At 66.6% G+C, this 26386-nt stretch carries 24 protein-coding genes; 18 read left to right on the forward strand and 6 right to left on the reverse strand.

Annotated elements, in window-relative coordinates; genetic code table 11:
• Positions 1-35 precede the first annotated feature (35 nt).
• The 15 genes from ftsL (at position 36) to ACFQPB_RS12130 (ending at position 17371) form a co-directional block, all read left to right on the forward strand.
• Positions 36-341, forward strand: coding sequence for a cell division protein FtsL (gene ftsL / locus ACFQPB_RS12060; RefSeq protein WP_382223518.1), 306 nt, complete (start codon positions 36-38; stop codon positions 339-341).
• Positions 338-2074: a peptidoglycan D,D-transpeptidase FtsI family protein gene (locus tag ACFQPB_RS12065; RefSeq protein ID WP_382223521.1), complete on the forward strand. Its 1737-nt coding sequence runs from the start codon at positions 338-340 to the stop codon at positions 2072-2074. The genes ftsL and ACFQPB_RS12065 overlap by 4 nt, the downstream gene beginning before the upstream one ends.
• Positions 2074-3573 (forward strand): UDP-N-acetylmuramoyl-L-alanyl-D-glutamate--2,6-diaminopimelate ligase, encoded by a 1500-nt coding sequence (locus ACFQPB_RS12070; RefSeq protein ID WP_382223524.1) that lies wholly within the window; start codon positions 2074-2076, stop codon positions 3571-3573. The genes ACFQPB_RS12065 and ACFQPB_RS12070 overlap by 1 nt, the downstream gene beginning before the upstream one ends.
• Positions 3570-4973 (forward strand): UDP-N-acetylmuramoyl-tripeptide--D-alanyl-D-alanine ligase, encoded by a 1404-nt coding sequence (locus tag ACFQPB_RS12075; RefSeq protein WP_382223527.1) that lies wholly within the window; start codon positions 3570-3572, stop codon positions 4971-4973. Before ACFQPB_RS12070 ends, ACFQPB_RS12075 begins: the two co-directional genes overlap by 4 nt.
• Positions 4967-6145 (forward strand): phospho-N-acetylmuramoyl-pentapeptide-transferase, encoded by a 1179-nt coding sequence (gene mraY / locus ACFQPB_RS12080; protein WP_382197894.1) that lies wholly within the window; start codon positions 4967-4969, stop codon positions 6143-6145. Before ACFQPB_RS12075 ends, mraY begins: the two co-directional genes overlap by 7 nt.
• Positions 6145-7734, forward strand: coding sequence for a UDP-N-acetylmuramoyl-L-alanine--D-glutamate ligase (gene murD / locus ACFQPB_RS12085; RefSeq protein ID WP_382223531.1), 1590 nt, complete (start codon positions 6145-6147; stop codon positions 7732-7734). Before mraY ends, murD begins: the two co-directional genes overlap by 1 nt.
• Before the next feature lie 5 nt (positions 7735-7739).
• Positions 7740-8990: a putative lipid II flippase FtsW gene (gene ftsW / locus ACFQPB_RS12090; RefSeq protein ID WP_382223534.1), complete on the forward strand. Its 1251-nt coding sequence runs from the start codon at positions 7740-7742 to the stop codon at positions 8988-8990.
• Positions 8987-10057 carry an undecaprenyldiphospho-muramoylpentapeptide beta-N-acetylglucosaminyltransferase gene (murG, locus tag ACFQPB_RS12095; protein WP_382223537.1) on the forward strand — a complete coding sequence of 357 codons (1071 nt, stop codon included), beginning with the start codon at positions 8987-8989 and terminating at the stop codon, positions 10055-10057. The genes ftsW and murG overlap by 4 nt, the downstream gene beginning before the upstream one ends.
• Entirely contained in the window at positions 10054-11475 is a 1422-nt protein-coding gene (gene murC, locus ACFQPB_RS12100; protein ID WP_382223540.1) for a UDP-N-acetylmuramate--L-alanine ligase, read from the forward strand. The genes murG and murC overlap by 4 nt, the downstream gene beginning before the upstream one ends.
• Positions 11472-12413, forward strand: coding sequence for a D-alanine--D-alanine ligase (locus tag ACFQPB_RS12105; RefSeq protein WP_382223542.1), 942 nt, complete (start codon positions 11472-11474; stop codon positions 12411-12413). Before murC ends, ACFQPB_RS12105 begins: the two co-directional genes overlap by 4 nt.
• 12 nt (positions 12414-12425) lie before the next feature.
• On the forward strand, positions 12426-13277 hold the full coding sequence (locus ACFQPB_RS12110; protein ID WP_382223545.1) for a cell division protein FtsQ/DivIB: 852 nt from the start codon (positions 12426-12428) through the stop codon (positions 13275-13277).
• Between the two features lie 14 nt (positions 13278-13291).
• Positions 13292-14521 carry a cell division protein FtsA gene (gene ftsA, locus ACFQPB_RS12115; RefSeq protein WP_382197907.1) on the forward strand — a complete coding sequence of 410 codons (1230 nt, stop codon included), beginning with the start codon at positions 13292-13294 and terminating at the stop codon, positions 14519-14521.
• Positions 14522-14667: 146 nt separating this feature from the next.
• Positions 14668-15894 (forward strand): cell division protein FtsZ, encoded by a 1227-nt coding sequence (gene ftsZ / locus ACFQPB_RS12120; protein WP_382223547.1) that lies wholly within the window; start codon positions 14668-14670, stop codon positions 15892-15894.
• A 437-nt stretch (positions 15895-16331) separates the two neighbouring features.
• Positions 16332-16796, forward strand: coding sequence for a type II toxin-antitoxin system Phd/YefM family antitoxin (locus ACFQPB_RS12125; protein ID WP_382223550.1), 465 nt, complete (start codon positions 16332-16334; stop codon positions 16794-16796).
• A complete protein-coding gene (locus ACFQPB_RS12130; RefSeq protein ID WP_382223553.1) occupies positions 16793-17371 on the forward strand; it encodes a DUF6036 family nucleotidyltransferase in 579 nt (192 codons plus the stop codon). Before ACFQPB_RS12125 ends, ACFQPB_RS12130 begins: the two co-directional genes overlap by 4 nt.
• Positions 17372-17381: 10 nt before the next feature.
• Here ACFQPB_RS12130 and miaB read toward each other — a convergent pair whose 3' ends face one another.
• From miaB to ACFQPB_RS12160, 6 genes are all read right to left on the reverse strand, one after another.
• Complete coding sequence (miaB, locus tag ACFQPB_RS12135) at positions 17382-18722, reverse strand: tRNA (N6-isopentenyl adenosine(37)-C2)-methylthiotransferase MiaB (protein ID WP_382223555.1); 1341 nt, start codon at positions 18720-18722, stop codon at positions 17382-17384.
• A 10-nt stretch (positions 18723-18732) separates the two neighbouring features.
• Positions 18733-19152, reverse strand: a complete 420-nt coding sequence (locus ACFQPB_RS12140) for a hypothetical protein (protein WP_382197915.1) — start codon at positions 19150-19152, stop codon at positions 18733-18735.
• Between the two features lie 35 nt (positions 19153-19187).
• Entirely contained in the window at positions 19188-20738 is a 1551-nt protein-coding gene (locus tag ACFQPB_RS12145) for a cryptochrome/photolyase family protein (RefSeq protein WP_382223557.1), read from the reverse strand.
• Positions 20735-20911: a DUF2256 domain-containing protein gene (locus ACFQPB_RS12150; protein ID WP_382223560.1), complete on the reverse strand. Its 177-nt coding sequence runs from the start codon at positions 20909-20911 to the stop codon at positions 20735-20737. The genes ACFQPB_RS12145 and ACFQPB_RS12150 overlap by 4 nt, the downstream gene beginning before the upstream one ends.
• The gene (locus ACFQPB_RS12155) at positions 20904-22475 is read right to left on the reverse strand and encodes a cryptochrome/deoxyribodipyrimidine photo-lyase family protein (RefSeq protein ID WP_382223563.1); all 1572 of its coding nucleotides are present in this window, start codon (positions 22473-22475) and stop codon (positions 20904-20906) included. Before ACFQPB_RS12155 ends, ACFQPB_RS12150 begins: the two co-directional genes overlap by 8 nt.
• A 65-nt stretch (positions 22476-22540) precedes the next feature.
• The gene (locus ACFQPB_RS12160) at positions 22541-22807 is read right to left on the reverse strand and encodes a hypothetical protein (RefSeq protein ID WP_382197921.1); all 267 of its coding nucleotides are present in this window, start codon (positions 22805-22807) and stop codon (positions 22541-22543) included.
• Between the two features lie 100 nt (positions 22808-22907).
• On the opposite strand from ACFQPB_RS12160, the gene kefF reads away from it, so the two are divergent.
• The 3 genes from kefF to rocF are packed head-to-tail and all read left to right on the forward strand — an operon-like array spanning position 22908 to position 26381.
• Positions 22908-23540, forward strand: a complete 633-nt coding sequence (gene kefF / locus ACFQPB_RS12165) for a glutathione-regulated potassium-efflux system oxidoreductase KefF (RefSeq protein ID WP_382223566.1) — start codon at positions 22908-22910, stop codon at positions 23538-23540.
• Entirely contained in the window at positions 23537-25396 is a 1860-nt protein-coding gene (gene kefC / locus ACFQPB_RS12170; RefSeq protein ID WP_382223569.1) for a glutathione-regulated potassium-efflux system protein KefC, read from the forward strand. Before kefF ends, kefC begins: the two co-directional genes overlap by 4 nt.
• Positions 25397-25439: 43 nt before the next feature.
• The gene (rocF, locus tag ACFQPB_RS12175; protein ID WP_382197926.1) at positions 25440-26381 is read left to right on the forward strand and encodes an arginase; all 942 of its coding nucleotides are present in this window, start codon (positions 25440-25442) and stop codon (positions 26379-26381) included.
• Positions 26382-26386 lie beyond the last annotated feature (5 nt).

The following is a 26386-nucleotide window of genomic DNA, read 5'->3' on the forward strand; positions in this document are numbered from 1 at the left end:
GCAGCACACGAAGTGGCAAGCGTGGGGGGTCATCCATGATCCGCTTGAACCTCGTTTTGTTGTTGGCTGTGCTGGTCAGTGCCTTCTATTTGGTGCACGTGCAGTACGACTCACGTCGCCTGTACACCGAGCTCGATCGCATGCGCGCCCAGGCCCAGCGGCTGGAGGCCGATCACGAGCAGCTGGTGGTGCAAAAACGCGCCCAGGCCACGCCGGGGCGGGTGCAACAAATCGCCACCGCCCAGTTGCAGATGCGCCCGGCCAACCCGGCCATCACCGAATACGTCAAGGGTGCGCCACTCGCGCTGTCGACCCAACCGTCTGCGGAGGCCCGCGAATGAGCCGCCGCAGCATCGCTTACAGCTCCAGCCCCCTGCTGGCCAGCAAAACGCCGGTGTGGCGCAGCAAGTTCATCGTCGCCGCACTGGCGTTGGCGTTTGTGGGTCTGGCCGGGCGTGCCGCTTACGTGCAGGTCATTGGCAACGACTTTTTCCAGCGCCAGGGCGAAGTGCGCTTTACCCGCACGATTGAGTTGCCGGCCAACCGGGGTCGCATCCTCGACCGCAATGGCCTGATCCTTGCCACCAGCGTGGTGGCGCAAAGCGTGTGGGCCATCCCTGAGGATGTGGACAAAAACGACCCCAAGCTGCGCGATGTGGCCAAGCTGCTGGACCTGCCGTACGCTGATTTGAAGAAGCGCCTGTCCGACGAGAAGCGGACCTTTGTCTGGGTCAAGCGCCAGGTGGACGAGCCGCTGGCGCTCAAGGTCAAGGCCCTGGGTGTCAAGGGCATCTACCTGCGCAAGGACTACAAGCGGCAGTACCCCGAAGGTGAAGCGGCTGCGCACGTGGTGGGTTTCACCAACGTGGAGGACCTGGGGCAGGAAGGTGTGGAGCTGACGTTTGACAAGCAGCTCGCCGGCAAGCCGGGCTCGCGCCGCGTCATCAAAGACCGGCTGGGCCGGGTGGTGGAAGACGTGCGCGATGTCATCGCGCCGGTGGACGGTCCCGACCTGCAGCTGTCCATCGACAGCAAGATCCAGTTTTTTGCCTACCAGAAGCTCAAGGACGCCATCACCCAGCACAAGGCCAAGGCCGGCAGTGTGGTGGTGATCGACACCGTGACCGGCGAGTTGCTGGCCTTGGCCAACTACCCGAGCTACGACCCCAACAAACGCCTCAACCTCAGCGGCGAGCAGTTGCGCAACCGCGCGCTGACCGACAGCTTTGAGCCTGGCTCGACCATGAAGCCCATCACCGTGGCCATGGCGCTGGAAGCCGGCCGCGTGACACCACAAACCATCATCGACACCGGTCCGGGCCGTCTGAGCATGGCCGGCGCCACCATCACCGACACCCACGCCTACGGTGCGCTCACCGTGGAGGGGGTGATTCAGAAGTCGAGCAACGTGGGTTCCACCAAAATTGCCCAGCGCCTGACGCCGCAGGAAATGTGGACCACCTACACCGCGCTGGGTTTTGGTCAGAAGCCGCAGATCGATTTTCCGGGCGCGGTCAGTGGCCGGGTCCGTCCTTACAAGAGCTGGCGCCCCATCGAGCAGGCCACCATGTCTTACGGCTACGGCCTGTCGGCATCGCTGTTCCAGATGGCGCGGTCCTACACCGCCTTTGCGCACGACGGTCAGATCATCCCGGGCACCATGCTCAAGCGCCACGAGCCGGCGGTGGGCGTGCAGGTGTTTGCGCCGCAACACGCGGCCGCTGTGCGCAAGATGCTGCAGATGGCGGCCGGCCCCGGCGGCACCGGCCAGCGCGCACAGACCGTGGGTTATTCGGTCGGCGGCAAGTCGGGCACGGCGCACAAGCAGGTGGGCAAAGGCTACGCCAGCAACCGCTATCGGTCGTGGTTCACCGGTATGGCCCCCATCGACCAGCCGCGCATCGTGGTGGCGGTCATGATCGACGAGCCCAGCAACGGGCAGTACTACGGTGGCCTGGTGGCCGCACCCGTGTTCAGCGAGGTGGTGCAACAGACCCTTCGCCTGATGGGCGTGGCGCCCGATGTCGAGGTCAAGCCGCAGATTGTGGCGAAAACGGTGGAGGAGTCGTTTTGATGCGCCGCCTGCACAGCACCTCTGAGGCGGTGGCTTGGCTGCGCGAGCGCGGCTGCCGCCAACTGGTGGCGGACAGCCGCCGTGTGGGTGCGGGTGACGGTTTTGTGGCCTGGCCGGGTGCCGCCACCGATGGCCGGTGTTTTGTGCCCCAGGCGCTGGCGTCGGGTGCGGTGGCCTGTCTGGTGGAGCGCGACGGCGCTGACGACTTTGGTTTTGAGGATGAGGCCGTGGCCACGCTGTCTGGACTCAAGGCCGCCTGCGCAGCGCTGGCGGCCCACTTCTACCAACAGCCCAGCCAAGCGCTGGACGTGGTGGCCTTTACCGGCACCAACGGCAAGACGTCGAGTGCCTGGTGGCTGGCCCAGTTGCTGCAGGGTGCTGGACGGCCTTGCGCTGTGGTGGGCACCTTGGGGGTGGGGCAGCCGGGTGGCGACTGGTTGTCCACCGGCCTCACCACGCCCGACCCCTTCATGTTCCACGCCGCCTTGCGCCAATTTGCCGACGACGGTGTGTTGGCGTGTGCGGTCGAGGCCTCGTCCATTGGCATCGCCGAAGGCCGGCTCGATGCCACCCGCGTGGCGGTGGCTGTGTTCACCAACTTCACCCAGGACCACCTCGACTACCACGGCGACATGGCCAGCTACTGGGCCGCCAAGCGTGCCCTGTTCGATTGGCCGGGTCTGCGCGCAGCGGTGGTGAACATCGACGACCCACAAGGCGCCGTGCTGGCGCGTGAACTGGCCCAACGCAGCGAGCTGGACCTGTGGACGGTCTCCATCCGCGACACATCGGCCCGCCTCTGTGTGACCGACCACGGCGTCACCTCCCACGGCATGGCCGGGGTGGTGCGCGAGGCGGGCAACCCGACCCACACGCGGATCGAACTGCCGCTGGTGGGCCGCTACAACCTCAGCAACCTGGTGGGCGTGCTGGGCGCCGCGCGCGCGCTGGGGGTGGGGCTGGCGGACGCGCTGAGCGCGTGTCGTGCGCTCACACCGGTGCCCGGTCGCATGCAGACCGTGCCGGCGACCGCCGATGCACCGCTGGTGCTGGTCGACTACGCCCACACGCCCGACGCGCTGGAGAAAGCGTTGCTCGCGCTGCAGCCCGTGGCCGGTGCGCGCCAGGGCCGCCTGTGGTGTGTGGTCGGCTGTGGCGGCGACCGCGATCCCATCAAGCGCCCGCTCATGGCCGCGATGGCCGAGCGCGAAGCCGATGTGGTGGTGTTCACCAGCGACAACCCTCGCAGCGAAGACCCGCAAGCCATCCTGGCGCAGATGGTGGCGGGTCTGTCGGACCGCGCGGCGGCACAGGTGGTGCCCGACCGCGCCCAGGCCATCGCCCTGGCCGTGAAGCAGGCGGGCCCGCAGGACGTGGTGCTGATCGCCGGCAAAGGCCACGAGGATTACCAGGAGATCCAGGGCGTGCGCCGCCCGTTCTCCGACGTCAACGCAGCCGCTGTGGCCTTGGCCACACGCCGCGCAGGGGCCAGCGCATGAAGACCCTGGCCCAACTGATGTGCGGCCTGCCGGGTGCCCGTGTGGTGGGCGATGCGGCCCATGCCGCCGTGTTGCGTGTGCACACCGACACCCGCAGCCTGCGTGCGGGCGACCTGTTTGTGGCTTTGCGCGGTGAACGTTTTGACGCCCACGACTTCTTGCCGCAGGTGGCCGCAGCCGGTGCGGTGGCCGCCATCGGCGAGCAAGGTCTGTCCGGTGCCGGCTTGTGTGGTGTGGAGGTGCCCGACAGCCGTGCCGCGCTGGGTCAACTGGCCGCCGCGTGGCGCGCCCAGTTCGTGTTGCCCCTGATCGCGGTGACGGGCAGCAACGGCAAAACCACGGTCACGCAGATGCTGGCGTCGGTGCTGCGTGCGGCGGCGGGCGATGGCGCTTTCTCCACCGAAGGCAACTTCAACAACGACGTGGGCGTGCCGCTCACGCTGCTGCGCCTGCAGCCCAGGCACCGCCTGGCCGTGGTCGAGCTGGGTATGAACCACCCGGGTGAAATTGTGGGTCTGGCCCACATGGCCGCACCCACCGTGGCGCTGGTCAACAACGCACAGCGCGAACACCAGGAATTCATGGCCACGGTGGAAGCCGTGGCGCGCGAAAACGCCACCGTGTTCGAGGCCTTGCGGGTAGACGGCGTGGCGGTGTTCCCGGCCGATGACGACCACACCCCCTTGTGGCACGAGCTGGCCGCAGGTCGCCGTGTCATGACCTTCAGCGACACCGAACGTGGCGCCGATGTGTGGGGCGAGGGCGAATGGCAAGGCGTCGCCTGGCAGTTGGTGGCGCAGACGCCGCAGGGCGAGTTGCGTTGCGCGCTGCGCATTCCGGGCCGCCACAACCTGCGCAATGCGCTGGCCGTGATCGCCTGTGCGCTGGCGGCCGGTGTGCCGCTGGCGGCCGTGGCCCAGGGTTTGGCGGCGTTCGAGCCGGTCAAGGGCCGTTCACGTTGCCTGCCGCTCACGCTGAACGGTCGCGCCATCACCTTGGTGGACGACAGCTACAACGCCAACCCGGACTCGGTGCGTGCCGCCATCGAGGTGCTGGCCACCTTGCCCGCGCCCCGGCTGCTGGTGCTGGGCGACATGGGCGAGGTGGGCGAAGCGGGTCTGACCTTCCACCAGGAAGTGCTGCGCCACGCGGCCGCTTTGAAGCTGGACCAGGTGCTGTGCACCGGCAACTGGTTTGCTCAAGCCGTGCCGGGTGTGGCGGGCGAGATGGGTGCCACCCGTCTGGCGTTTTTCGATGATTTTGAGGCGCTGCAGCAAACCGTGCTGGCGTCGTCGGGTGGCGCGGGCAGCGTGCTGGTCAAGGGCTCGCGCTTCATGCGCATGGAGCGCGTGGCCCAGGCATTGCAGGACGCCGCCGCACAAGGGGACAAGACATGTTGATCCATCTCGCGCAATGGCTGCAGGGCCTGTCACCCGAATTCGGTTTTCTGCGGGTGTTCCAGTACATCACCTTTCGCGCCGTCATGGCCGCAATGACGGCCCTGCTGCTGGGCGTGGCCGCTGGCCCCATGTTCATCCGCCGGCTCACCGCGCTCAAGATCGGCCAGCCCATCCGGGGCTACGCCATGCAGACGCACCTGAGCAAGAGTGGCACGCCCACCATGGGCGGCGTGCTCATCCTGTTCTCGATTGCCGTGGCCACGCTGCTGTGGTTCGACCTGAGCAACCGCTTTGTCTGGATTGTGCTCATCGTGACCCTGGGGTTTGGTGCCATTGGCTGGGTGGACGACTGGCGCAAGGTGGTGCACAAAGACCCCGAAGGCATGCGCTCGCGCGAGAAGTATTTCTGGCAGTCGGTCATCGGCCTGGTGGCCGCTTTCTATTTGGTGTTCAGCATTTCCGAGAGCAGCAACAGCCGCGTGCTGGAGCTGTTTTTTGGCTGGGTGGCCTCTGGCTTCACGGTCGATCTGCCACCGCACTCGGGTCTGCTGCTGCCCTTCTTCAAGGAGGTCAGCTACCCGCTGGGTGTGGTGGGCTTCGTGCTCATGACCTACCTGGTCATCGTGGGCGCGAGCAACGCGGTCAACCTGACCGATGGCCTGGACGGCCTGGCCATCATGCCGGTGGTGATGGTGGGCTCGGCCCTGGGCGTGTTCGCCTATGTCACCGGCAGCTCGGTGTTCTCCAAGTACCTGCTGTTGCCACACATCCCCGGCGCGGGCGAATTGCTGATTTTCTGTGCCGCCATGGCCGGTGCCGGCTTGGCCTTTTTGTGGTTCAACACCCATCCGGCCCAGGTTTTCATGGGCGACGTGGGCGCGTTGGCGTTGGGGGGCGCGTTGGGCACCATCGCCGTCATCGTGCGACAGGAAATTGTGCTTGCCATCATGGGCGGGATCTTCGTGGTCGAGGCCCTGTCGGTGATGTTGCAGGTGACCTGGTTCAAGTACACCAAACGCCGCTACGGCGAAGGGCGGCGCCTGTTCAAGATGGCGCCGCTGCACCACCACTTCGAGAAGTCCGGCTGGAAAGAAACCCAGGTGGTGGTCCGCTTCTGGATCATCACCATGCTGTTGTGCCTGGTCGGCCTGTCCACCCTGAAGCTGCGCTGATGCAAGAACAGATCCCGACCACCCCACCGGAGCCGGCGAACGCCGCCGTGCCCACCCTCGTGCCCGTGCTGCAAGGCCGCCGTGCGCTGGTGCTGGGCCTGGGCGCGTCGGGTCTGGCCATGGCGCGCTGGTGTGACCGGCTGGGTGCGGCCGTGACCGTCATCGACACGCGCGACGCGCCGCCGCAGGCCGAGGCCTTGCGCCAGGCTGTGCCGTCGGCCCTGTTGCTGAGTGGTGAGTTTGCGCCCGCTCTGCTGGATGGTGCGCCTTATGCGCTGGTGGCGCGCAGCCCCGGCTTGGCGCCGGTGCTATGGCAGCCGCTGGCCGATGCCGCCGCCGCGTTGGGTGTGCCGGTGGTGGGTGAACTTGATTTGTTTGTGATGGCCCTGAAGGCCATGGCCGCTGACGAGACCGCGCCCTACCGACCGCAGGTATTGGCCATCACCGGCACCAACGGCAAGACCACGGTCACGTCCCTCACCGGCTTGTTGCTGGAGCGCGCGGGCTGGGACGTGGTGGTGGCCGGCAACATCGGGCCATCCATGCTGGAGCAGCTGGGCGAGCGTCTGGACGCCGAGGCACTGCCGCAGGCCTGGGTGCTGGAGCTGTCCAGCTTCCAGCTCCACGGCGTGCGCGACTTCGAACCCACGGCGGCCACCGTGCTCAACATCACCCAGGACCACCTGGACTGGCACGGCGGCATGGACGCCTACGCCGCCGACAAGGCGCGCATCTTCGGCAGCGCCGGGCTGATGTTGCTGAACCGGCAGGACGAACGTGTGATGGCCCTGCGCCCGCAACCCATCACCCAGCGCGAAGGCAAGCTCACGCGCACCCTGCCAGCGCGCGCGCATGCCACCTTTGGCACCGACCAACCCACCCGGCCGGGCGATTGGGGCATTGAAGAGGTCAATGGCATGGCGTGGCTGGTGCGCGCCCTGGCTTTGGACGAAACCCGCAAGCCCAAGCGCGGCGAGTCGGCCGAGGTCGAGGTCTACATGCAGCGCTTGATGCCGGCCGAGGCACTGCGTATTCGCGGGCGCCACAACGCGTCCAACGCCCTGGCCGCCCTGGCGCTGGCCAGCGCCGCCGGCGCGCCGCTGGGCCCCATGCTGCATGGGCTGCGCGAATACCAGGGCGAGCCGCACCGGGTCGAGCCGGTGGCCATCATCCACGAGGTCGAGTACTTTGATGACAGCAAGGGCACCAACGTGGGCGCCACGCTGGCCGCCATCAACGGCCTGGGCGCCGAACGCCGGCTGGTCGTCATCCTGGGGGGTGACGGCAAGGGGCAGGACTTCTCGCCGCTGGCCGAAGCGGTGGCCCGCCACGTGCGCGCGGTGGTGCTGATCGGCCGCGACGCCGGTCTGATCCGCGACGCGCTGGCCACCAGCGGCGTGCCTTTGTTCGATGCCGACACACTGGAAGCCGCCACCACCCTGGCCGCGCAACAGGCCCAGCCGGGTGACGCCGTGTTGCTCTCGCCGGCCTGCGCCAGCCTGGACATGTTCCGAAACTATGGCCATCGGGCCGAGGTGTTTGTGGCAGCGGTGCACGCCCTGGCCACGGAAGCGGGGGAGCTGCTGTGAGCTGGATGCAAGCCACCCTCCAAAAGCTGGGCCTGCGCGGCGGCGCAACGGAAGTCGTGGGCGAACTGCCCGTGCGTTTGCAGACCGGCAGCTACGACAGCACCCGCATGCGCCCGGTGGCGGTGGCCGGCTTCGACCAGCCGCTGGTGTGGGTGGTGGTCGCCTTGCTGGCGTGGGGCTTGGTGATGGTGTTCTCCGCCTCCATCGCCTTGCCCGACAACCCGCGTTTTGCCCGCTACGCCCACACCCATTTTGTGACGCGCCATGGGCTGTTCATCGCCATTGGGCTGGTGGCGGCGTTGGTGGCGTTTCAGTTGCCCCTGCGGGTGTGGGAGCGCCTGGCCCCCTGGCTGTTCATGGGGTCTATAGCGCTGCTGGTGGCGGTGTTGATCCCTGGCGTGGGTTCGGTGGTCAACGGCGCACGGCGCTGGATCTCGGTCGGTTTCATGAGCTTTCAGCCGTCCGAGCTGGCCAAGCTGGCGGTGCTGCTTTACGCATCAAGCTACATGGTGCGCAAGATGGACGTGAAGGAAGACTTCTTCAAGGCCGTCACCCCCATGGGCGTGGCGGTGGTGCTGGTGGGGGTTTTGCTGTTGGCCGAGCCCGACATGGGCGCATTCATGGTGATCGTGGTGATCGCCATGGGCATCCTGTTCCTGGGCGGCGTCAACGCCCGCATGTTCTTTCTGATCGCGCTGTTGGTGGTGGGCGCGTTTGCGCTCATCGTGTTGTCCAGCGAATGGCGGCGCGAGCGCATCTTTGCCTACCTCGATCCCTTCAGCGAAGACCACGCCCTGGGCAAGGGCTACCAGCTCTCGCACGCGCTGATCGCCATCGGCCGGGGCGAAATTTTTGGTGTTGGCCTGGGCGGCAGCGTGGAGAAACTGCACTGGCTGCCCGAGGCGCACACCGACTTCCTGCTCGCCGTCATCGGCGAGGAGTTTGGCCTCATCGGCGTGTTGACCCTGATCGCGCTGTTCATGTGGCTGACCCGCCGCATCATGGTGATTGGCCGCCAGGCCATCGCGTTGGACCAGGTGTTCGCCGGCCTGGTGGCGCAGGGCGTGGGGCTGTGGATGGGCTTCCAGGCCTTCATCAACATCGGCGTGAACCTGGGTGCCTTGCCCACCAAGGGGCTGACCCTGCCGCTCATGAGCTATGGCGGCTCGGCCATCTTGCTCAACCTGATCGCGCTGGCCATCGTGCTCCGGGTGGACTACGAGAACAAGCAGCTGATGCGCGGGGGGCGGCCATGAGCAAGACAGCACTTGTGATGGCCGGCGGCACCGGCGGCCACATCTTCCCTGGCCTGGCCGTGGCTGAGGCCTTGCGCGAGCGCGGCTGGCGCGTGCACTGGTTGGGCGCGCCCGCCAGCATGGAGGCCCAACTGGTGCCGCCACGTGGCTTTGCCTTCGAGCCGATCGAATTTGGCGGCGTGCGCGGCAAGGGCGCTCTCACGCTGGCCTTGCTGCCACTGCGCCTGTTGCGCGCCTTCTGGCAAGCGCTGCAGGTGGTGCGCCGCGTGAAACCCGATGTGGTGGTGGGCCTGGGCGGCTACATCACCTTCCCGGGCGGCATGATGGCCGTGCTGGCTGGCAAGCCGCTGGTGCTGCACGAACAGAACTCTGTGGCCGGCATGGCCAACAAGGTGTTGGCCGGTGTGGCCGACCGTGTGTTCACCGCATTCCCCAAGGCCATGCCGAAAGGCATATGGGTGGGAAACCCGCTGCGTGTGGCCTTCACGCAGCAGGCCGCGCCGGCCCAGCGTTTTGCCGGGCGCAGCGGCCCTCTGAAGCTGCTGGTGGTGGGTGGCAGCCTGGGCGCACGCGCACTCAACGACATCGTGCCCAAGGCCCTGGCCCTGTTGCCCGAGGGGCAACGCCCGGTGGTGACCCACCAGAGTGGCGCCAAACAGATAGCCGAGCTGCGCGCCAATTACGCGGCTGCGGGTGTGGCTGCCGAACTGACGCCTTTCATCGACGACACGGCCACCGCGTTTGCCGAGGCCGACCTCATCGTCTGCCGTGCCGGCGCCAGCACGGTGACCGAAATCGCCGCCGTCGGTGCGGCCGCGCTGTTTGTGCCCTTCCCGGCGGCGGTGGACGACCACCAGACCACCAACGCCCGTTTCCTGGTGGACCAGGGCGGGGGTTGGCTGGTGCCACAAACCGAACTCACGCCACAAGGCCTGGCGAACACGCTGGCCAAGCTGGACCGCGCCGAACTGCTGGCGCGTGCCACGAAGGCCAAACAACTCGAAAAAACAACGGCGACCCGCGAAGTGGTGGGCGCCTGTGACGAACTGACAGGAGGGGGCGCATGAAACACGCGGTGCGTCATATTCATTTTGTGGGCATCGGTGGCTCGGGCATGAGCGGCATTGCCGAGGTGCTCTGCAATCTGGGCTACACCATTTCGGGCTCCGACCTCTCAGACAGCGCCACGCTGCGCCGCCTGGCAGGTTTGGGCATCGCCACCTTTGTGGGGCACGCAAAGGCCCACATCGCGGGTGCCGACGCGGTGGTCACCTCCACCGCCGTACAAAGCGACAACCCCGAGGTGATCGCTGCGCGCGAGAAAAAAATCCCGGTCGTGCCACGTGCGCTGATGCTGGCCGAACTGATGCGCCTGAAGCAGGGCATTGCGATCGCCGGTACACACGGCAAGACCACCACCACCAGCCTGGTGGCCAGCGTGTTGGCCGAGGCCGGCCTGGACCCGACCTTTGTGATCGGCGGGCGCCTCAACAGCGCTGGCGCCAACGCGCGGCTGGGCAGCGGCGACCACATCGTGGTCGAGGCCGACGAGTCCGATGCCTCCTTTCTCAACCTGCTGCCGGTGATGGCGGTCGTCACCAACATCGACGCCGACCACATGGAAACCTATGGGCACGACTTTGCTCGGCTCAAGCAGGCCTTTGTGGACTTTCTGCACCGCATGCCCTTCTATGGCGTGGCCATCTTGTGCACCGACGATCCTGCGGTGCGCGACATCGTGCAGCAGGTGTCCTGCCCGGTCACCAGCTACGGCTTCAACGAAGGCGCCGAGGTGCGTGCCGTGAACGTGCGCGCCGTGGGCGGGCAGATGCATTTCACCGTGCAGCGCCGCAACGGCGTGGTGTTGCCCGACCTCGACGTGGTGCTCAACCTGGCCGGTGAACACAACGTGAAGAACGCCCTGGCCGCCATCGCCGTGGCGGTGGAACTGAACGTGCCCGACGAGGCGCTGTTGCGCGCGCTGGCCGGTTTCAAGGGCGTGGGCCGGCGCTTCCAGCGTTACGGCGAGGTGTCCACGGTGGACGGTGGCCAGTGCACGGTGATCGACGACTACGGCCACCACCCGGTGGAAATGGCGGCCACGCTGGCTGCTGCGCGCGGGGCTTTTCCGGGCCGGCGTCTGGTGCTGGCTTTTCAGCCGCACCGGTTCACCCGCACGCGCGATTGTTTCGAGGACTTCGTCAAGGTCATCGGTGCCGGTGCCGATGCGGTGCTGCTGGCCGAGGTGTACGCCGCGGGCGAGGCACCCATCGTGGCCGCCGACGGCCGCAGCCTGGCGCGGGCGCTGCGTGTGGCGGGCAAGGTGGAGCCGGTGTTTGTGGACGACATCGCGGCCATGCCGCAGGCCATCCTGGACAACGCGCGCGATGGTGACGTGGTGTTGTGCATGGGCGCGGGCTCGATTGGTGCGGTGCCGGGCAAGGTGGTGGACATGGCAACTCAGGTGAGGGGGGCGGTCGCATGACGACACAACACAACATGGGCAAGGTGGCGGTGCTGATGGGCGGCCGTTCGGCCGAACGCGAGGTGTCGCTGATGTCGGGCGCAGGTGTGCTGCAGGCATTGCAAGAGCGGGGTGTGGACGCCCACGCCTTCGATCCCGCCGAGCGCGATCTGGCCGAACTCAAGCGCGAGGGCTTCAGCCGCTGCTTCATCGCCTTGCACGGTCGCTTCGGCGAAGACGGCACGGTGCAGGGCGCGCTGGAGTTGCTGGGCATTCCCTACACCGGCTCGGGCGTGTTGGCGTCCAGCGTGGCCATGGACAAGGTGATGACCAAACGCATCTGGTCCGCCGTGGGCCTGCCCACGCCGGGCTGGCGACAGGTGGACAGCGCGCAGGCCACGCGCGAAGCCTTTGCGTCCCTGGGCAGCCCCATGATCGTCAAGCCCGCGCGCGAAGGCTCCACCATTGGCCTGACCAAGGTGGTGAACGCAGCCCAATGTGAAGAGGCCTACCGCCTGGCCGCGCAGCACGACCCGCTGGTCCTGTGCGAGCAGTTCATTGCCGGTGACGAGGTGACCTGCCCGGTGCTGGGCACAGGTGATGCTGCCCGTGCGCTGCCCGTCATCCGCATCGTGGCACCCGACGGCAACTACGACTACCAGAACAAGTACTTCACCGACGACACGAAGTACCTGGTGCCCTGTGGCCTGCCCGAGGGCGAAGAGGTGCGCATCCAGGCGCTGGTGCTCGAGGCCTTCAAGACCCTGGGTTGCCGTGGCTGGGCGCGTGCCGACGTGATGATCGACGCCACCACCCGCAAGCCCTACCTGCTGGAGATCAACACCTCGCCCGGCATGACGGGGCACTCGCTGGTGCCCATGTCGGCCCGCGCTGCTGGCATCGCTTACCCCGACTTGTGTGTGCAGGTGCTGGCCGCCGCCACGCTGGACAACGCCTGAGCCGCGACGGTCATGAACCCCTCGATGGACACCCCCAACGACATCCGCCTGATGGCCCTGGCCACCCAGGGCTTGTTGGTGCTGTTCGTCCTCATGGGGCTGAGTGCCTTGGGCTTGTGGCTGGTGCGCCACCCCTCATGGCACGTGGCGGGCATCCAGGTGCATGGCGATGTCGCCCACCAAAATGCCGTGGCCTTGCGCGCCCACATCGCCAACCGCCTGAGTGGTTCCTTCCTGAGCCTGGACTTGCGTGAAGCACGGGCCTTGTTCGAGTCCGCGCCCTGGGTGCGGCAGGCGGTGGTGCAGCGTGAATTTCCCAACCGGCTCAAAGTCACGCTGACCGAGCACCAGGCCGTGGCGTGGTGGGGCGATGCCGGTGAGGACAAACTGGTCAACACCCATGGCGAGGTGTTTCAGGCCAACCCGGACAGCCTGGACAACGACGCGCTGGTGGAGTTGGCCGGCCCTGACGACCAGGCGCCCCAGGTGCTGGCGCTGTACCGCGACCTCAGCAGCGTGTTCGGTCGCATCGAACTTGACATCAAGCGCCTCGAACTGAGCCCACGCGGCAGCTGGCGCGTGCGCCTGTCCAACCACGCACAGATCGAACTCGGGCGGGGCGAGCCCAGCGAACTCATGGCGCGCGCGACGCAGTTTGTGGCCACCGTCGGTCAGGTCACCACCCGCTACCAGCGCGACATCGAATCGGCGGACCTGCGTTACCCCAATGGTTATGCGGTGCGGATGAAAGGTGTGTCCACCGTGGACGCCGCTACCGCCGCTAAAAACGCAGCCTTGGCGGCGGCCGCAGCCGCCCGCGCCGCGTCCCGACCCGCCCCGAAACCCACGCCCACCCACAGATAAAACGAACAGCAATCATGGCCAAGGAATACAAGGACCTCGTGGTCGGACTCGACATCGGCACCTCCAAGATCATGGTGGTGGTGGCCGAGGTGCAAGCCGGCGGCGTGCTCAAGCTCGCCGGCCTGGGCGTGGCGCCCAGCCACGGCCTCAAGCGGGGTGTGGTGGTCAACATCGATGCCACGGTGCAAAGCATCCAGCAGGCGCTGAAAGAGGCCGAACTGATGGCCGATTGCCGCATCGCCCGTGTCTACACCGGCATCACCGGCAGCCACATCCGCGGCATCAACAGCAGCGGCATGGTGGCCATCAAGGACAAGGAAGTGACGCCGGCCGATGTGGCCCGCGTGATCGAAACCGCCAAGGCCATCAACATCTCCACCGACCAGCGTCTGCTGCTGGTGGAGCCGCAGGAGTTCGTGATCGACGGCCAGGAGGTGAAAGAGCCCATCGGAATGAGTGGCATCCGCCTGGAGGCCAAGGTGCACATCGTGACCGGTGCCCAGAGTGCGGCCGAGAACATCATCAAGTGTGTGCGCCGCTGCGGGCTGGAGGTGGACCAGCTCATGCTCAACCCGCTGGCTTCCAGCCAGTCCATCCTGACCGACGACGAGAAGGAACTGGGCGTGGCTCTGGTGGACATCGGCGCCGGTACAACCGATGTGGCCATCTTCGCCGGTGGCGCCATCCGTCACACGGCGGTCATTCCCATCGCGGGCGACCTGATCACCAGCGACATCGCCATGGCCCTGCGCACGCCCACCAAGGACGCCGAGGACATCAAGGTGGAAAGCGGCTGCGCCAAGCAACTGCTGGCCGACCCCGAAACACAGGTGGAAGTGCCCGGCCTGGGCGATCGGGGACCGCGCCTGCTGAGCCGTCAGGCCCTGGCCGGTGTGATCGAGCCGCGTGTGGAAGAAATTTTTGCGCTGGTGCAACAGACCATGCGCGACTCGGGCTTTGAAGAGGTGCTGTCGTCGGGTGTGGTCATCACCGGTGGCAGCGCCGTCATGCCGGGCATGGTCGAGCTTGGCGAAGACATCTTTCTGAAGCCGGTGCGCCGGGGCGTGCCCAAGTACCACAGTGCTTTGTCGGACATGGTGGCGCAGACCCGCGCCGCCACGGTGATGGGCCTGCTCGAAGAGGCGCGGCTGGCGCGCCTGCGTGGCCACAAGGTGGCGCAAAAAACGGGGTCGGTGCACAGCGCATTCGGCCGTGTCAAAGACTGGTTCATGGGGACGTTCTGATGACCAAGCCCAAGTCCAACCTGGCACCGCGCCCGCACAAACGACGACCGAGCGAAACCGGGCCGCCTGGCTGAACCCGAAGCGGTTCACACAGACACAGATTCAGATTCAATGGCAACTATCAGCAAGCATTCACGGAGAAAAACATGAGCATCGAAATGATTGAGGCAGAAGGGTTCAACCAGGGCACGCAGATCAAGGTGATTGGCGTTGGCGGTGGCGGCGGCAACGCGGTCGAGCACATGATCGGCTGCGGCGTGCAGGGCGTGGAGTTTGTTTGCGCCAACACCGACGCACAGGCGCTCTCGCGCACGGCGGCCCACCGCACCATCCAGCTGGGCACCACCGGTCTGGGCGCAGGCAGCAAGCCCGACAAGGGCCGCGAGGCCGCCGAGCTGGCCGAAGCCGACATCCGCGAAGCCATTGCCGGCTCGCACATGCTCTTCATCACCGCGGGCATGGGCGGTGGCACGGGCACCGGCGCCGCACCCGTGATCGCCCGCGTGGCGAAGGAAATGGGCATCCTCACCGTGGGCGTGATCACCAAGCCTTTCGACTTCGAAGGCCCCAAGCGCATGGCCAACGCCGATGCCGGCCTGGCCGAGCTGGAGCAGAACGTCGATTCGCTGATCGTGGTGCTCAACGAGAAGCTGCAAGAGGTGCTGGGTGACGACATCACCCAGGAAGAAGCCTTTGCCCATGCCAACGACGTGCTCAAGAACGCCGTCGGTGGTATCGCCGAAATCATCAACGTGCCCGGCCACGTGAACGTGGACTTTGAAGACGTGCGCACCGTGATGGGCGAGCCCGGCAAGGCCATGATGGGCACCGCCACCTCCAGCGGCCCCGACCGCGCCCGCATTGCGGCGGAGCAGGCCGTGGCCTGCCCGTTGCTCGAAGGGGTGGACCTCTCTGGCGCCAAGGGCGTGCTGGTGCTGATCTCGGCCTCCAAGGGATCGCTCAAGCTGAGCGAATCCAAGCTGGCCATGACCACCATCCGCGCCTTTGCCTCGCCCGATGCGCACATCATCTACGGCACCGCCTACGACGAAAACCTGGGTGATGCCATCCGCGTGACCGTGGTGGCCACGGGCCTGAGCCGCCAGAACGCCCGCCGCCAGGCGCCGCCGCTGCAGGTGCTGCGCACCGGCACCGACAACGTGCCGTTTGCGGTGGGTGGTGGCGCCGCCAGCGCCATGGGTGGTTCGGCGTTGGGCGGTGGAGCTGCCCAGCAGAACGACTACAGCGGCATGGCCGTGCCCAGCGTGTGGCGCACCAACCGCACGCAGGCGGCGGCCAAGGTCGATGCCTTGTCGTCGGGTGGCATGGACGACTTTGAAATCCCCGCCTTCCTGCGCAAGCAGGCGGATTGACAAGGACCACCCCCGTTTCTCGCTCACTTCGTGTGGCTCGAATCCCCCCTCAAGGGGGCGACACCAGCCGTCCGGCAGAGCCGGCCCGGCGGTGTCCCCGAACGGGCCGAGTTGGGGCGAAAAAAAACGGCGCTTCGTGCGCCGTTTTTTATGGGCGGCGTGAACTCAGGCGGGTGCGTGTTCTTTCACCAGCACCTCGGCCCGCAGAGAATATTGCGGTCTTCAAGTACATGTTGGCGAGCACACAGGATGCCTCGCGCTGAACCACAGGGCGCGCGGCGGTGGGTCGTGTGCTGGGTGTTGGATCAGGGGTTTCTGGACCACGCCAAGACCGTCTCAAGGCGACTGCTAGAGGCGATTTTCGATGCAGGTCGGGTTTCCGGCAGACGGCATCTCAAATTTTGTCCAAAATGGACAAAATCTGCTAGATTGGGCGCATGCAACACATGACGTCCAGCCAGGCCAAGCAGAACTTCGGTGAGTTGCTCGATGCCGCTGCACAAGGGCCGGTGGCGATTGAGCGGCACCGCAAGGTCAAGGCCATTGTGTGTTCTCCAGAGGCGTTTCTCGCCCGGACGAACAGCGACAGCCGTTTGGCAGAGCGCCGTGCGGCGCGCGCCGATCAGGCTCTGGTCGAAAAGGACCGCCTCATCAAACACCAGGCCCTGGCCATACAGCTTTTGTTGATGCCAGCGGCCGACAGCCAGGCCCTTGTCACACGCGCCCAGCAGGAGGTGACACGGTGGCGCCGAGAGCGCCTGTGCAGCCTGGACTACATCGAACGGTGGGAGGCGTTGCTCCAGCGTTCGGTCAATGAGCTGGCCCAGGCCATGGGGTCTGAAACCTTGGAGTGGGGTACCGCCTTGCGGCAGAACTCGCCCTGGCACGTGGTGATGGCGTGAACCGCAGCCACCTGTTCCGCTTGTTCGAGGCGGCCCATCGCCTCACTGGCCACCGCGACTACGTGGTGATCGGCAGCCTGTCCATCCTCGGCGCCGGGGACGAGCGTGACATCCCGGCTGACATGTCGATGTCCATCGACATCGACTGCTACACCAAGGCCGATCCGGGTCGCATTGCGGATGTGCGAAGTGCGCTCGGCGAAGGCTCAGAATTTCACAGAACCAACGGCTATTACCTCGACCCGGTGTCCCCCAGCTTGCCCAGCCTTCCCGATGGCTGGGAAGGCCGAATGAGTCACGTTGAGCAGGGCGGCATTCGCATCTGGTTTCTCGACCCCGATGACGCCGCCATTTCCAAGTACGCACGCAGCCAGCCGAACGACTTGCGGTGGATTCGGGCCGGGTTGTTGTCTGGCCACATCTCGCTGCCCAGGGTGAAGTCCCGGTTGCCAGCGACGCTGTTTCTGGATAAGGATGAGGCCGCACGGGTGGCGACTCAGATCGAAGCCGACAGCCTTTGGTTCGACACCATCAAGGCGAACAGAGCCCACCGGCACAGGCAGATCAAACCTTGATCTTGGGTCTTCAAGCCGACAAACCTTCCTTCACCAGCACCTCTGCCCGCAGGGAGTGGGGCAGGGCTTCGGTGATGCGCACGTCCACCATCTGGCCGATGAGGCGTGGCTGGCCTTTGAAGTTGACGATGCGGTTGCACTCGGTGCGGCCCATGAGTTCGCTGGCGTCTTTGCGGGACGGCCCTTCCACCAGCAGGCGCTGTACTGTGCCTTCGCGGCTGGCGCTGATGCGGCGAACGTTGTCCTCGATGACCGCCTGCAGGTGCTGCAGCCGCTTGAGCTTGACCTCGTGAGGTGTGTCGTCGGGCAGGTTGGCCGCCGGGGTGCCGGGGCGCGGGCTGAAGATGAAGCTGAAGGAGGCGTCAAAACCGACGTCGTCGATGAGTTTCATCATCTTGGCGAAGTCCTCGTCCGTCTCGCCCGGGAAGCCGACGATGAAGTCGCTGGACAGTGACAGGTCGGGGCGGATGGCGCGCAGCTTGCGGATGGTGCTTTTGTATTCCATCGCGGTGTAGCCGCGCTTCATGGCCATCAGGATGCGGTCGCTGCCGTGTTGCACCGGCAGGTGCAGGTGGTTCACCAGTTTGGGGATCTTGCCGTAGGCTTCGATCAAACGCAGGGTGAATTCGTTGGGGTGGCTGGTGGTGTAGCGGATGCGTTCGATGCCGGGGATGTCGGCCACGTATTCGAGCAACAGCGCAAAGTCGGCGATCTCGCTGGTCTCGCCCATCTTGCCCCGGTAGGCGTTGACGTTCTGACCCAGCAGCGTCACCTCCTTCACACCCTGGTCGGCCAGGCCGGCCACTTCCACCAGCACGTCCTCGAAGGGGCGGCTGACCTCTTCACCGCGCGTGTAGGGCACCACGCAGTAGCTGCAGTATTTGCTGCAGCCTTCCATGATGCTCACGAAAGCGCTGGCGCCGTCCACGCGCGCGGGCGGCAGGTGGTCGAACTTCTCGATCTCGGGGAAGCTGATGTCCACCTGCGGCCGGGCCAGCGAGGCGCGGGCGTTCAGCATCTCGGGCAGGCGGTGCAGCGTCTGCGGGCCGAACACCACGTCCACATAGGGCGCCCGCTTGATGATGGCTTCGCCCTCCTGGCTGGCGACACAGCCGCCCACACCGATCAGCACGCCTTTTTCCTTGAGGTGCTTGACACGTCCGAGGTCGGAAAACACCTTCTCTTGCGCCTTCTCGCGCACCGAGCAGGTGTTGAAGAGGATGAGATCGGCTTCTTCCACGTCCTGCGTGGGCTCATAGCCCTGGGCGGCGCCCAACACGTCGGCCATCTTGTCCGAGTCGTACTCGTTCATCTGGCAGCCGAAGGTTTTGATGAATACTTTTTTGGCCATGGTGCGTCCTTCAGCGGGTGTTCGGGGGGCTTTCGGCATCGCTGCCACTGCGGTAGTTGTGGATCACCATGTCGCTGGCGCCAGCACGCGGCTGGGCCTGTTCGAAGCCATTCAGAATCCACACCTCGTGCACCATGCCATTGCTTTCGCGCACGTAGTTGACCACCAGTTTTTCACCGATGAGGCTGTTGGCAAACACAATGGTGTTGTTGGTGTTGCGTATGCGAGCACCCGGTGACAGCCGCTCGGCCTTGCCGTTGATGCTGATGTCGGGCGGCGTGCCCACCACCATCAGGCCACGCAACGCGTGTTCAGGAAAGCCCCGGTGCTGGGCGAGGCCGATGGCAGGAAGAAGTGCAAAGGCGCAGGTCAGGGCCGCAGCAAGGGCCCGCCCACGCAAGCCCAGAGGGCGGCGTGCACAGCGGTTCATGGTATGTGTCCAGAGGCTGTTGAGGGGCGCCGATTTTACCCTGCCGCGCCCACATCCACCCGGTGTGCCTGTGCTGCCTGTCGGATCGCGGCGCGTTGGTCGCCGTCGAGCCGGTCCAGGTGTTTGAGTGCCATGACCATGCGCGGGTTGTGCGCCAGCATCGCTTGGTGGTGCAGCAAAAAATCCCAGTACAGCGTGGTGTAGGGGCAGGCTTGTGCACCGGTGGACTGGGCCGGGTCAAAACGACAGCCTTGGCAGTGATTGCCCATGCGTTTGATGTACTGCCCACTGGCGGCGTAGGGTTTGCTCGCCATCAAGCCACCGTCGGCAAACTGGCTCATGCCCAGGGTGTTGGGCAGTTCCACCCACGCCACCGCATCCACATAGACGGCCAGATACCAGGCGTGCACCGCCTGCGGTTTCACGCCCAGCAGCAGGGTGTAGAGGCCGGTCACCATCAGGCGCTGGATGTGGTGGGCGTAGCCGTGGCGCAGGGTCTGGGTGAGGGCGTCGCGCAGACAGGCCATCTCGGTGTCACCGGTCCAGAAGAAGGCGGGCAGGTCAGCTTGCGCGTCCAGCGCGTTGCCGTCCAGGTAGCCTGGCATCTGCGTCCAGTAGATGCCGCGCACGTACTCGCGCCAGCCCAGGATCTGGCGGATGAAACCTTCCACCGCCGCCAGGGGGGCGTGGCCGCTGCGCCAGGCAGCCTCTGCGGCGGCCACCACCTCGCGTGGGTTGAGCAGCTTGAGGTTGAGGGCCGCAGAGAGGTGCGAATGAAACAGCCAGACTTCGCCTTCCCACATCGCGTCCTGCCATTGGCCAAAATGGGGCAGGCGCTCGCGCACAAACGCGTCCAGAGACTGCAGCGCTTGCGTGCGGGTGACCGGCCAGCCGAAGTGGTCGAGCTGACCCGGATGGCTGGCAAAACGCTGGCGCACGAGCGCCATCACGCCCTGCGTGATGCCGTCGGGCTCAAACCGCGTGGGGGCGGGCAGCGTTGGTGGGCCGCCTTTGCCGAAGGCCGCGCGGTTGTCGGCGTCGAAGTTCCATTGACCGCCCACGGGCTGGTTGCCTTCCATCAGCACGCCATGGCGGCGGCGCATCTCGCGGTACCAGAACTCCATGCGCAGTTGTTTGCGGCCTTGGGCGTGCGCGGTGAAGTCGCGCACGGTGCTGTAAAAGTGGCGGTCGTCGCGCAGGTCCAACGGCACGCCGCTGGCACGGGCCACCGCCCGCAAGGCCTGCAGCACGCGCCAGTCGCCCGGGGCCGTCAGCACCAGCGTCTGGGGCCGCAGTTCGTTGATGGCCAGCGTCAGTTCTTCGGCCAGGCTGCCTCGGTTGTCGGGCGTGTCCAACGTGCGGTAGCGCAAGGGCCAGCCGCGCGCCTGCAGGTTCTGCGCAAAGTGGCGCATGGCACTCAGAAACAGGGTGGTGCGCTGTTGGGCCGACCACACGTGGGTCGATTCCTCGGCCACCTCGGCCATCCACACCACGTCTTGCGATGCATCGAAACCGTCGAAGGCGGACGAGGCTTCATCGAGCTGGTCGCCCAGCACCAGCACCAGGTGGCGCACGGCGGCGCTCATGTGGTTGGGCCTTTGCGGGCCCGGCAGGCGTCGCTGCAATAGCGGACCTCTTCCCAGTTCTTGGCCCAGGCTTTGCGCCAGGTCATGGTGCGGCCGCACACCGCACAGGGCTTGCTGGGCAGGTGGGCTTTGTTGCCCTTGAAGTCGCGTTGGGGCTTGTTTCGCTCAGGCATCGGGGAACAGGCTCAGTTGGGGCGGCAACGGTGGCAATGCCGGAGATGGTGGCGGCCGGGCCGTGCGGCGGCGTGTGGTGGGTTGCAGGCCACTGCGGCGTGAGCCGTGGCGCTGCTGGATCTGGTTTGCCTCTTGCTGCACGTCTGGCTCGCGGCGCAGCGCGTAAAGGCGGTCTTTGGCCTGTTGGGCGGCCGCGCGTTCGTCCACCACGGGCGCTGGGTAGTCGCGGCCGATCACGCAGCCGCTGGCGCGCTGCCCTGCGCTGTCCATCAACCAAGGCTGGGCCAGGTGTTCCAGCGGCACATGGGCGAGCTCGGGCAACCAGCGGCGGATGAATAGGCCTTGTGGATCGTGGTCGCGCGCCTGTTTGGTGGGCGAGTAGATGCGCAGGGTGTTGATCCCTGTGGTGCCACTTTGCATCTGCATCTGGCTCCAGTGGATGCCGGCTTCAAAGTCCAGAAACTGCCGCGCCAGGAACAGCCCGGTGGGGCGCCAGTGTTGCCACAGGTGGTAGGCGGCAAAACTCACCAGCAAGGCGCGCATGCGGAAGTTGAGCCACCCGGTGGCAGTGAGAGAGCGCATGCACGCATCCACCATGGGAAAACCGGTCTCCCCGCGTTGCCAGGCGGCCAACAGGGTGGGGTCGCTGCTGTCTTCGCGCAGACCGTTGCAGTGGCGGGCAAAGTTCTGGAACTCGATGGCCGGCTCGTCCTCGAGCTTTTGCATGAAATGGCAGTGCCAGCGCAGCCGCCCGGCAAACCCACGCAGGTCGTGCGCGAGGTCGCGGTCGGGCGTGTGGGCGATCTGCGCTTCGGTGGCCTGGTGCACCTGGCGAAGCGACACCTTGCCCCAGGCCAGGTGGGCGCTGAGGCGGCTGCAGCCGTCCTGGGCCGTGAGGGGGCTGGAGAGCGCGCGGCGGTAGCCCATGGCGCGGTGTTGCACAAAGCCTTGCAGCAGTTGCTGCGCGGTGGGTTCGCCCGCGGGCGGTGGTGTGTAGGCAGGTGGCGACAGGCCCAGGCTGGCCAGGCTCGGCAGGTCGTGCGCGGGCAGCGGGCCTGCGCCGGCCCAGCCGGTGGGTGTGGGTGCCTGGGGTGCGTTCATGCGCTGGTCCCAGCGCCCCGCCCAGCCACGGCGGTCGCGCAGGCGGCGCACCACGCCAGTCTGTGGCGTTTCCACCCAACACACGCCGAGGTGGCGGCACCAGCGGGCCACGGCCTGGTCGCGCGCGTAGGTCCAGCCCGGCCCGGTTTCCTCGTGGCTCAGCAAGTGGGTGAAGCCGGTGTGTGCGTGCAGGCGCTGCAGCACGACAGTGGCTTCGCCCACCTCCACCCACAGGGGCAGGCCACGGGCGTGAAGTTGGGCACGCAGCTGGGCCACGCCGTCCAGCACAAAGGCCACATGAGCGCTGGCGCATTCGGGGCTGCTCAGCCAGGCCGGTTCGATGATGAACAGGCCGAGGCAGGACTCAAATTGCGCCGCCTGCGCCAGCGGGGCGTGGTCGCTCAGGCGCAGGTCGCGCTTGAACCAGACCAGAGCGCAGGTGGCTGGGGGAGCAGTGGGCATGCCTGCAATCTAGCCGGGGCGGCAAGCCCTTGTAGCCCAGTCGGGTGGGGGGTTTTGGGCCTGGGTCAGTAGTCGGGCTGATCGTCCCAGAGGCCTTTGGGGTTGGGTTTCTCGGGCGAAGGGGGGAAGTCCCGGTCGTGTTGTTCCAACAGGCGCAGCATGGAGTCGTGCACGTCGTCCGGAAACCCCTTGCGCTGGCCGTTGCGGGTGTCTGCCATGAGCTTGGCCACGTAGCGCGCGAATTCGGGGTGGCCCCACAACAGGCGGATGTTTTTCCCGATGTGGGGAAAGGCGTTGTTGACCAGCCGGAAATGGGGGTTGTTTTCGATCATGGCCGTGGCTCCAGGGGCGGCGGGCCGGCGCCACCGCGAACGAGCCACGATCTTAGAGCCAGTTGACATTTTTGGGCATCCCGATGCGCTATCGTGCGCCATGGACGCCGACACCCCATCCCCCCGCCCATCCATCTACGTGGTGGCTGCCCACCCGCACTGGCGCGATTCGCGCGTCACGCGCCGCCTGTTCGACGCCACCCGGGCGTTGGACCACGTCGAGGTCACCGACCTCTACGCAAGCTACCCCGATTTCCACATCGATGTGGCGGCGGAACAAGCCCGCCTGTCTGCGGCGCAGCTGGTGGTGTGGCTGCACCCCATCCAGTGGTACGCCAGCCCGGCACTGCACAAGCTGTGGCTGGACGAGGTGTTCACCCACGGGTGGGCCTACGGGCGCAAGGGCCAGGCGCTGCGCGGCAAGGACGTCTGGCTGGTGACCAGCACGGGCGGCGCCGAATCGGCCTACCACCCACAGGGCTACAACCGCTATTTTTTCGATGCTTTCCTGCCCCCTTACGAGCAGACGGCCGCCTTGTGTGGCCTGCGTTTTCTGCCGCCGCTGGTGCTGCACGGCGCGCACCAGGTGGATGAGCCGGACCTGCGCGACCACGTGGACGTGTTCGTACAGCGTTTGCAAAGCTACCCGGACTGGCCCGAGATCGAGGACATGACCTGTCCGGGCTGTGAGGTGCCCGACCAGGACCGGCCGTCCACCGGGGGACAAACATGAGCGCCGACGCTGCCAACGCAGTGGCCAGTGGCGACTGGCTCACCCCTGCACTGGTGTACCTCGGTGCGGCGGTGCTGGCCGTGCCGCTGGCCAAACGCCTGGGCTTTGGTGCCGTGCTGGGCTACCTGCTGGCCGGCGTCACCATCGGCCCCTGGGGCCTGGGCCTGATTGGCGATGCCGCGTCGGTGCTGGGTGTGGCCGAATTTGGGGTGGTGCTGATGCTGTTTCTGGTCGGGCTGGAGCTGGAGCCGGCCAAGGTATGGCGCCTGCGTCAGCCCATTTTTGTCTGGGGCAGTGTGCAGATGGCGTCGTGCACCCTGGCCATTGCCGGGGTTGCCTGGTGGCTGGGCCTGAGCTGGCAGGCGGCGCTGGTGCTGGGGTTTGGCCTCTCGCTGTCGTCCACCGCCATCGCCTTGCAGGCCCTCGCTGAACGCCACCAGGCCCAGACCAGCACCGGCGAAACCACGGTGGCCTTGTCGCTGGCGCAAGACATCCAGTCCATCCCCATGCTGGCTTTGATGCCTGCACTGGCGGCCGGTGTGGTCGCCAGCGAGACCAGCGCGGGCACAGACGGCGGCGGCTGGCTGGCGGCCAAGGCCCTTGCGGTGGTGGTGGTCATTGTGTTTGGCGGCCGCTACCTGGTGCGCCCGCTGTTCCGCGCCATTGCCCGCAGCGACGTGCGCGAGGTCTTCACCGCCGCCGCGTTGCTGCTGGTCATTGGCGTGGCCTATCTCATGCGCTGGGTCGATCTGTCCATGGGCCTGGGCGCCTTCCTGGCCGGGGTGTTGTTGGCCAACAGCGAATACCGCCGCGCGCTCGAAACCGACCTGGAGCCTTTCAAAGGCCTGTTGCTCGGGCTGTTCTTCATTGCCGTGGGCATGTCCATCGACTTCGGCGTGTTGCTGGCGAAGCCACTGCAGGCGCTGGGCATCACCCTGGGGTTCATGGCGGTCAAGTTCGCCATCCTGCGGCCGCTGGCCGGGCCGGTGGGCATACCGCTGCCCCAGCGCAACCTGTTTGCCTTGCTCATCGCGCAAGGCAGCGAATTTGCCTTCGTGCTGTTTGGCGCGGCGGCCACCACCCGGCTGGTGCCCGCCGACACCGCTGCGTTGTGGATTGGTGCGGTGGCCTTGTCCATGTTGCTCACGCCGCTGCTCTTGTTGGTGGTGGATCGCATCGCGCGGCGCCACGCCGGTGCCAGCACCCGCCCGGCCCCCGACAGCTTCGACGTGCAGGACGCCCCCATCATTGTGGCCGGCATCGGGCGTTACGGGCAGATCGTCACCCGGGTGTTGCTGGCGGCCGGCCTCAAGCCCACCGTGCTCGACCACGATCCCGACCAGGTCGAGGCGTTGCGCCGTTTTGGGTTCAAGAGCTTTTACGGCGACGCCAGCCGGCTGGACCTGCTGCGCAATGCGGGGGCCGACACCGCACGCGTGCTGGTGGTGGCGGTGGACGACCGCGACACCAGCCTGGCCATCGTGGACCTGGCGCGCCAGCATTTTCCCCAACTGCAACTGGTGGCGCGTGCGGTGGACGTGGGCCACTGGAATGCCTTGCGCGACCGGGGCGTCACCCTGATCGATCGCGAGCTGTTCGAGTCATCGCTGGCCAGCGCCCGCAAGGTGCTGGAGGCGGTGGGCCACACCGCGTTCGAAGCGCGCGAACTGGCCATGCGTTTCCGGCGCCACAACCTCGGCATGATGGAGCTCCAGTTCCCGCACCACGCCGATGTGGAGCGCCAGATTTCCGTAGCGCGCCAGGGCCGCGAGCAACTGGAGGCGCAGTTGGCGCAGGAGCGCGAGGAACGTGCGGCCCGCCGCCGAGGTGACAAGCCGGCCGATTGGGGCACCTGAGCCCAGCGGGCGCAGCGCAGGCAAAGGCGGCTATGCTTTTGCCATGGACACGCCACACGCCCCCACACCCATCACCGCCGAACTCATTGGTGCCCCCACCGACATCGGGGCCGGTGCGCGTGGCGCGTCCATGGGGCCTGAGGCGCTGCGGGTGGCGGGCCTGCAGCCGGCGCTTGAATCGCATGGCCTGAGGGTGCTGGATGTGGGCAACCTCAGTGGCCCCGGCAACCCCTGGTTGCCCCCCTTGAACGGCTACCGCCACCTGCCCGAGGTGGTGGCCTGGAACGCGGCGGTGTGTGATGCCGTCTACGCCGCGCTCGGGCGTGGGCACCTGCCCATCCTGCTGGGAGGCGACCATTGCCTGGGCGTGGGCAGCATCGCGGCCGTGGCCCGCCATTGCCGCGAACAGGGCCGCCCGTTGCGCGTGTTGTGGCTGGATGCCCACGCCGACTTCAACACCAGCGCCCTCACCCCCAGCGGCAACGTGCATGGCATGCCGGTGGCTTGCCTGTGTGGGTTGGGGCCGGCCGAGCTGGTGGGCATCGGTGGGCACACGCCGGCCCTGCGCCCCGATCAGGTTCGCCAGATTGGCATCCGCAGCGTGGACGAAGGCGAGAAGCGCCTGGTGCACGAACACGGGCTGGAGGTGTTCGACATGCGGTTCATCGACGAGGAAGGCATGCGCCGCACCATGGCGCGTGCACTCGAAGGCATGCCGGCCAACACCCACCTGCACGTGAGCTTCGATGTCGATTTTCTTGACCCCGAGATCGCCCCCGGTGTGGGCACCACCGTGCCTGGCGGCCCCACCTACCGCGAGGCGCAGTTGTGCATGGAAATGATTGCCGACAGCGGGCGACTGGGTTCGCTCGACATCGTGGAGCTCAACCCCGCGCTGGACGTGCGCAACAAGACCGCCGAGCTGGCGGTCGATCTGGTGGAGTCGCTGTTTGGCAAAAGCACGCTGATGCGGGCCGGGCGCTGAACGGC

This window comes from Hydrogenophaga atypica (genome assembly GCF_042665215.1).
Taxonomy (GTDB): Bacteria; Pseudomonadota; Gammaproteobacteria; order Burkholderiales; family Burkholderiaceae_C; genus Hydrogenophaga; species Hydrogenophaga defluvii_A.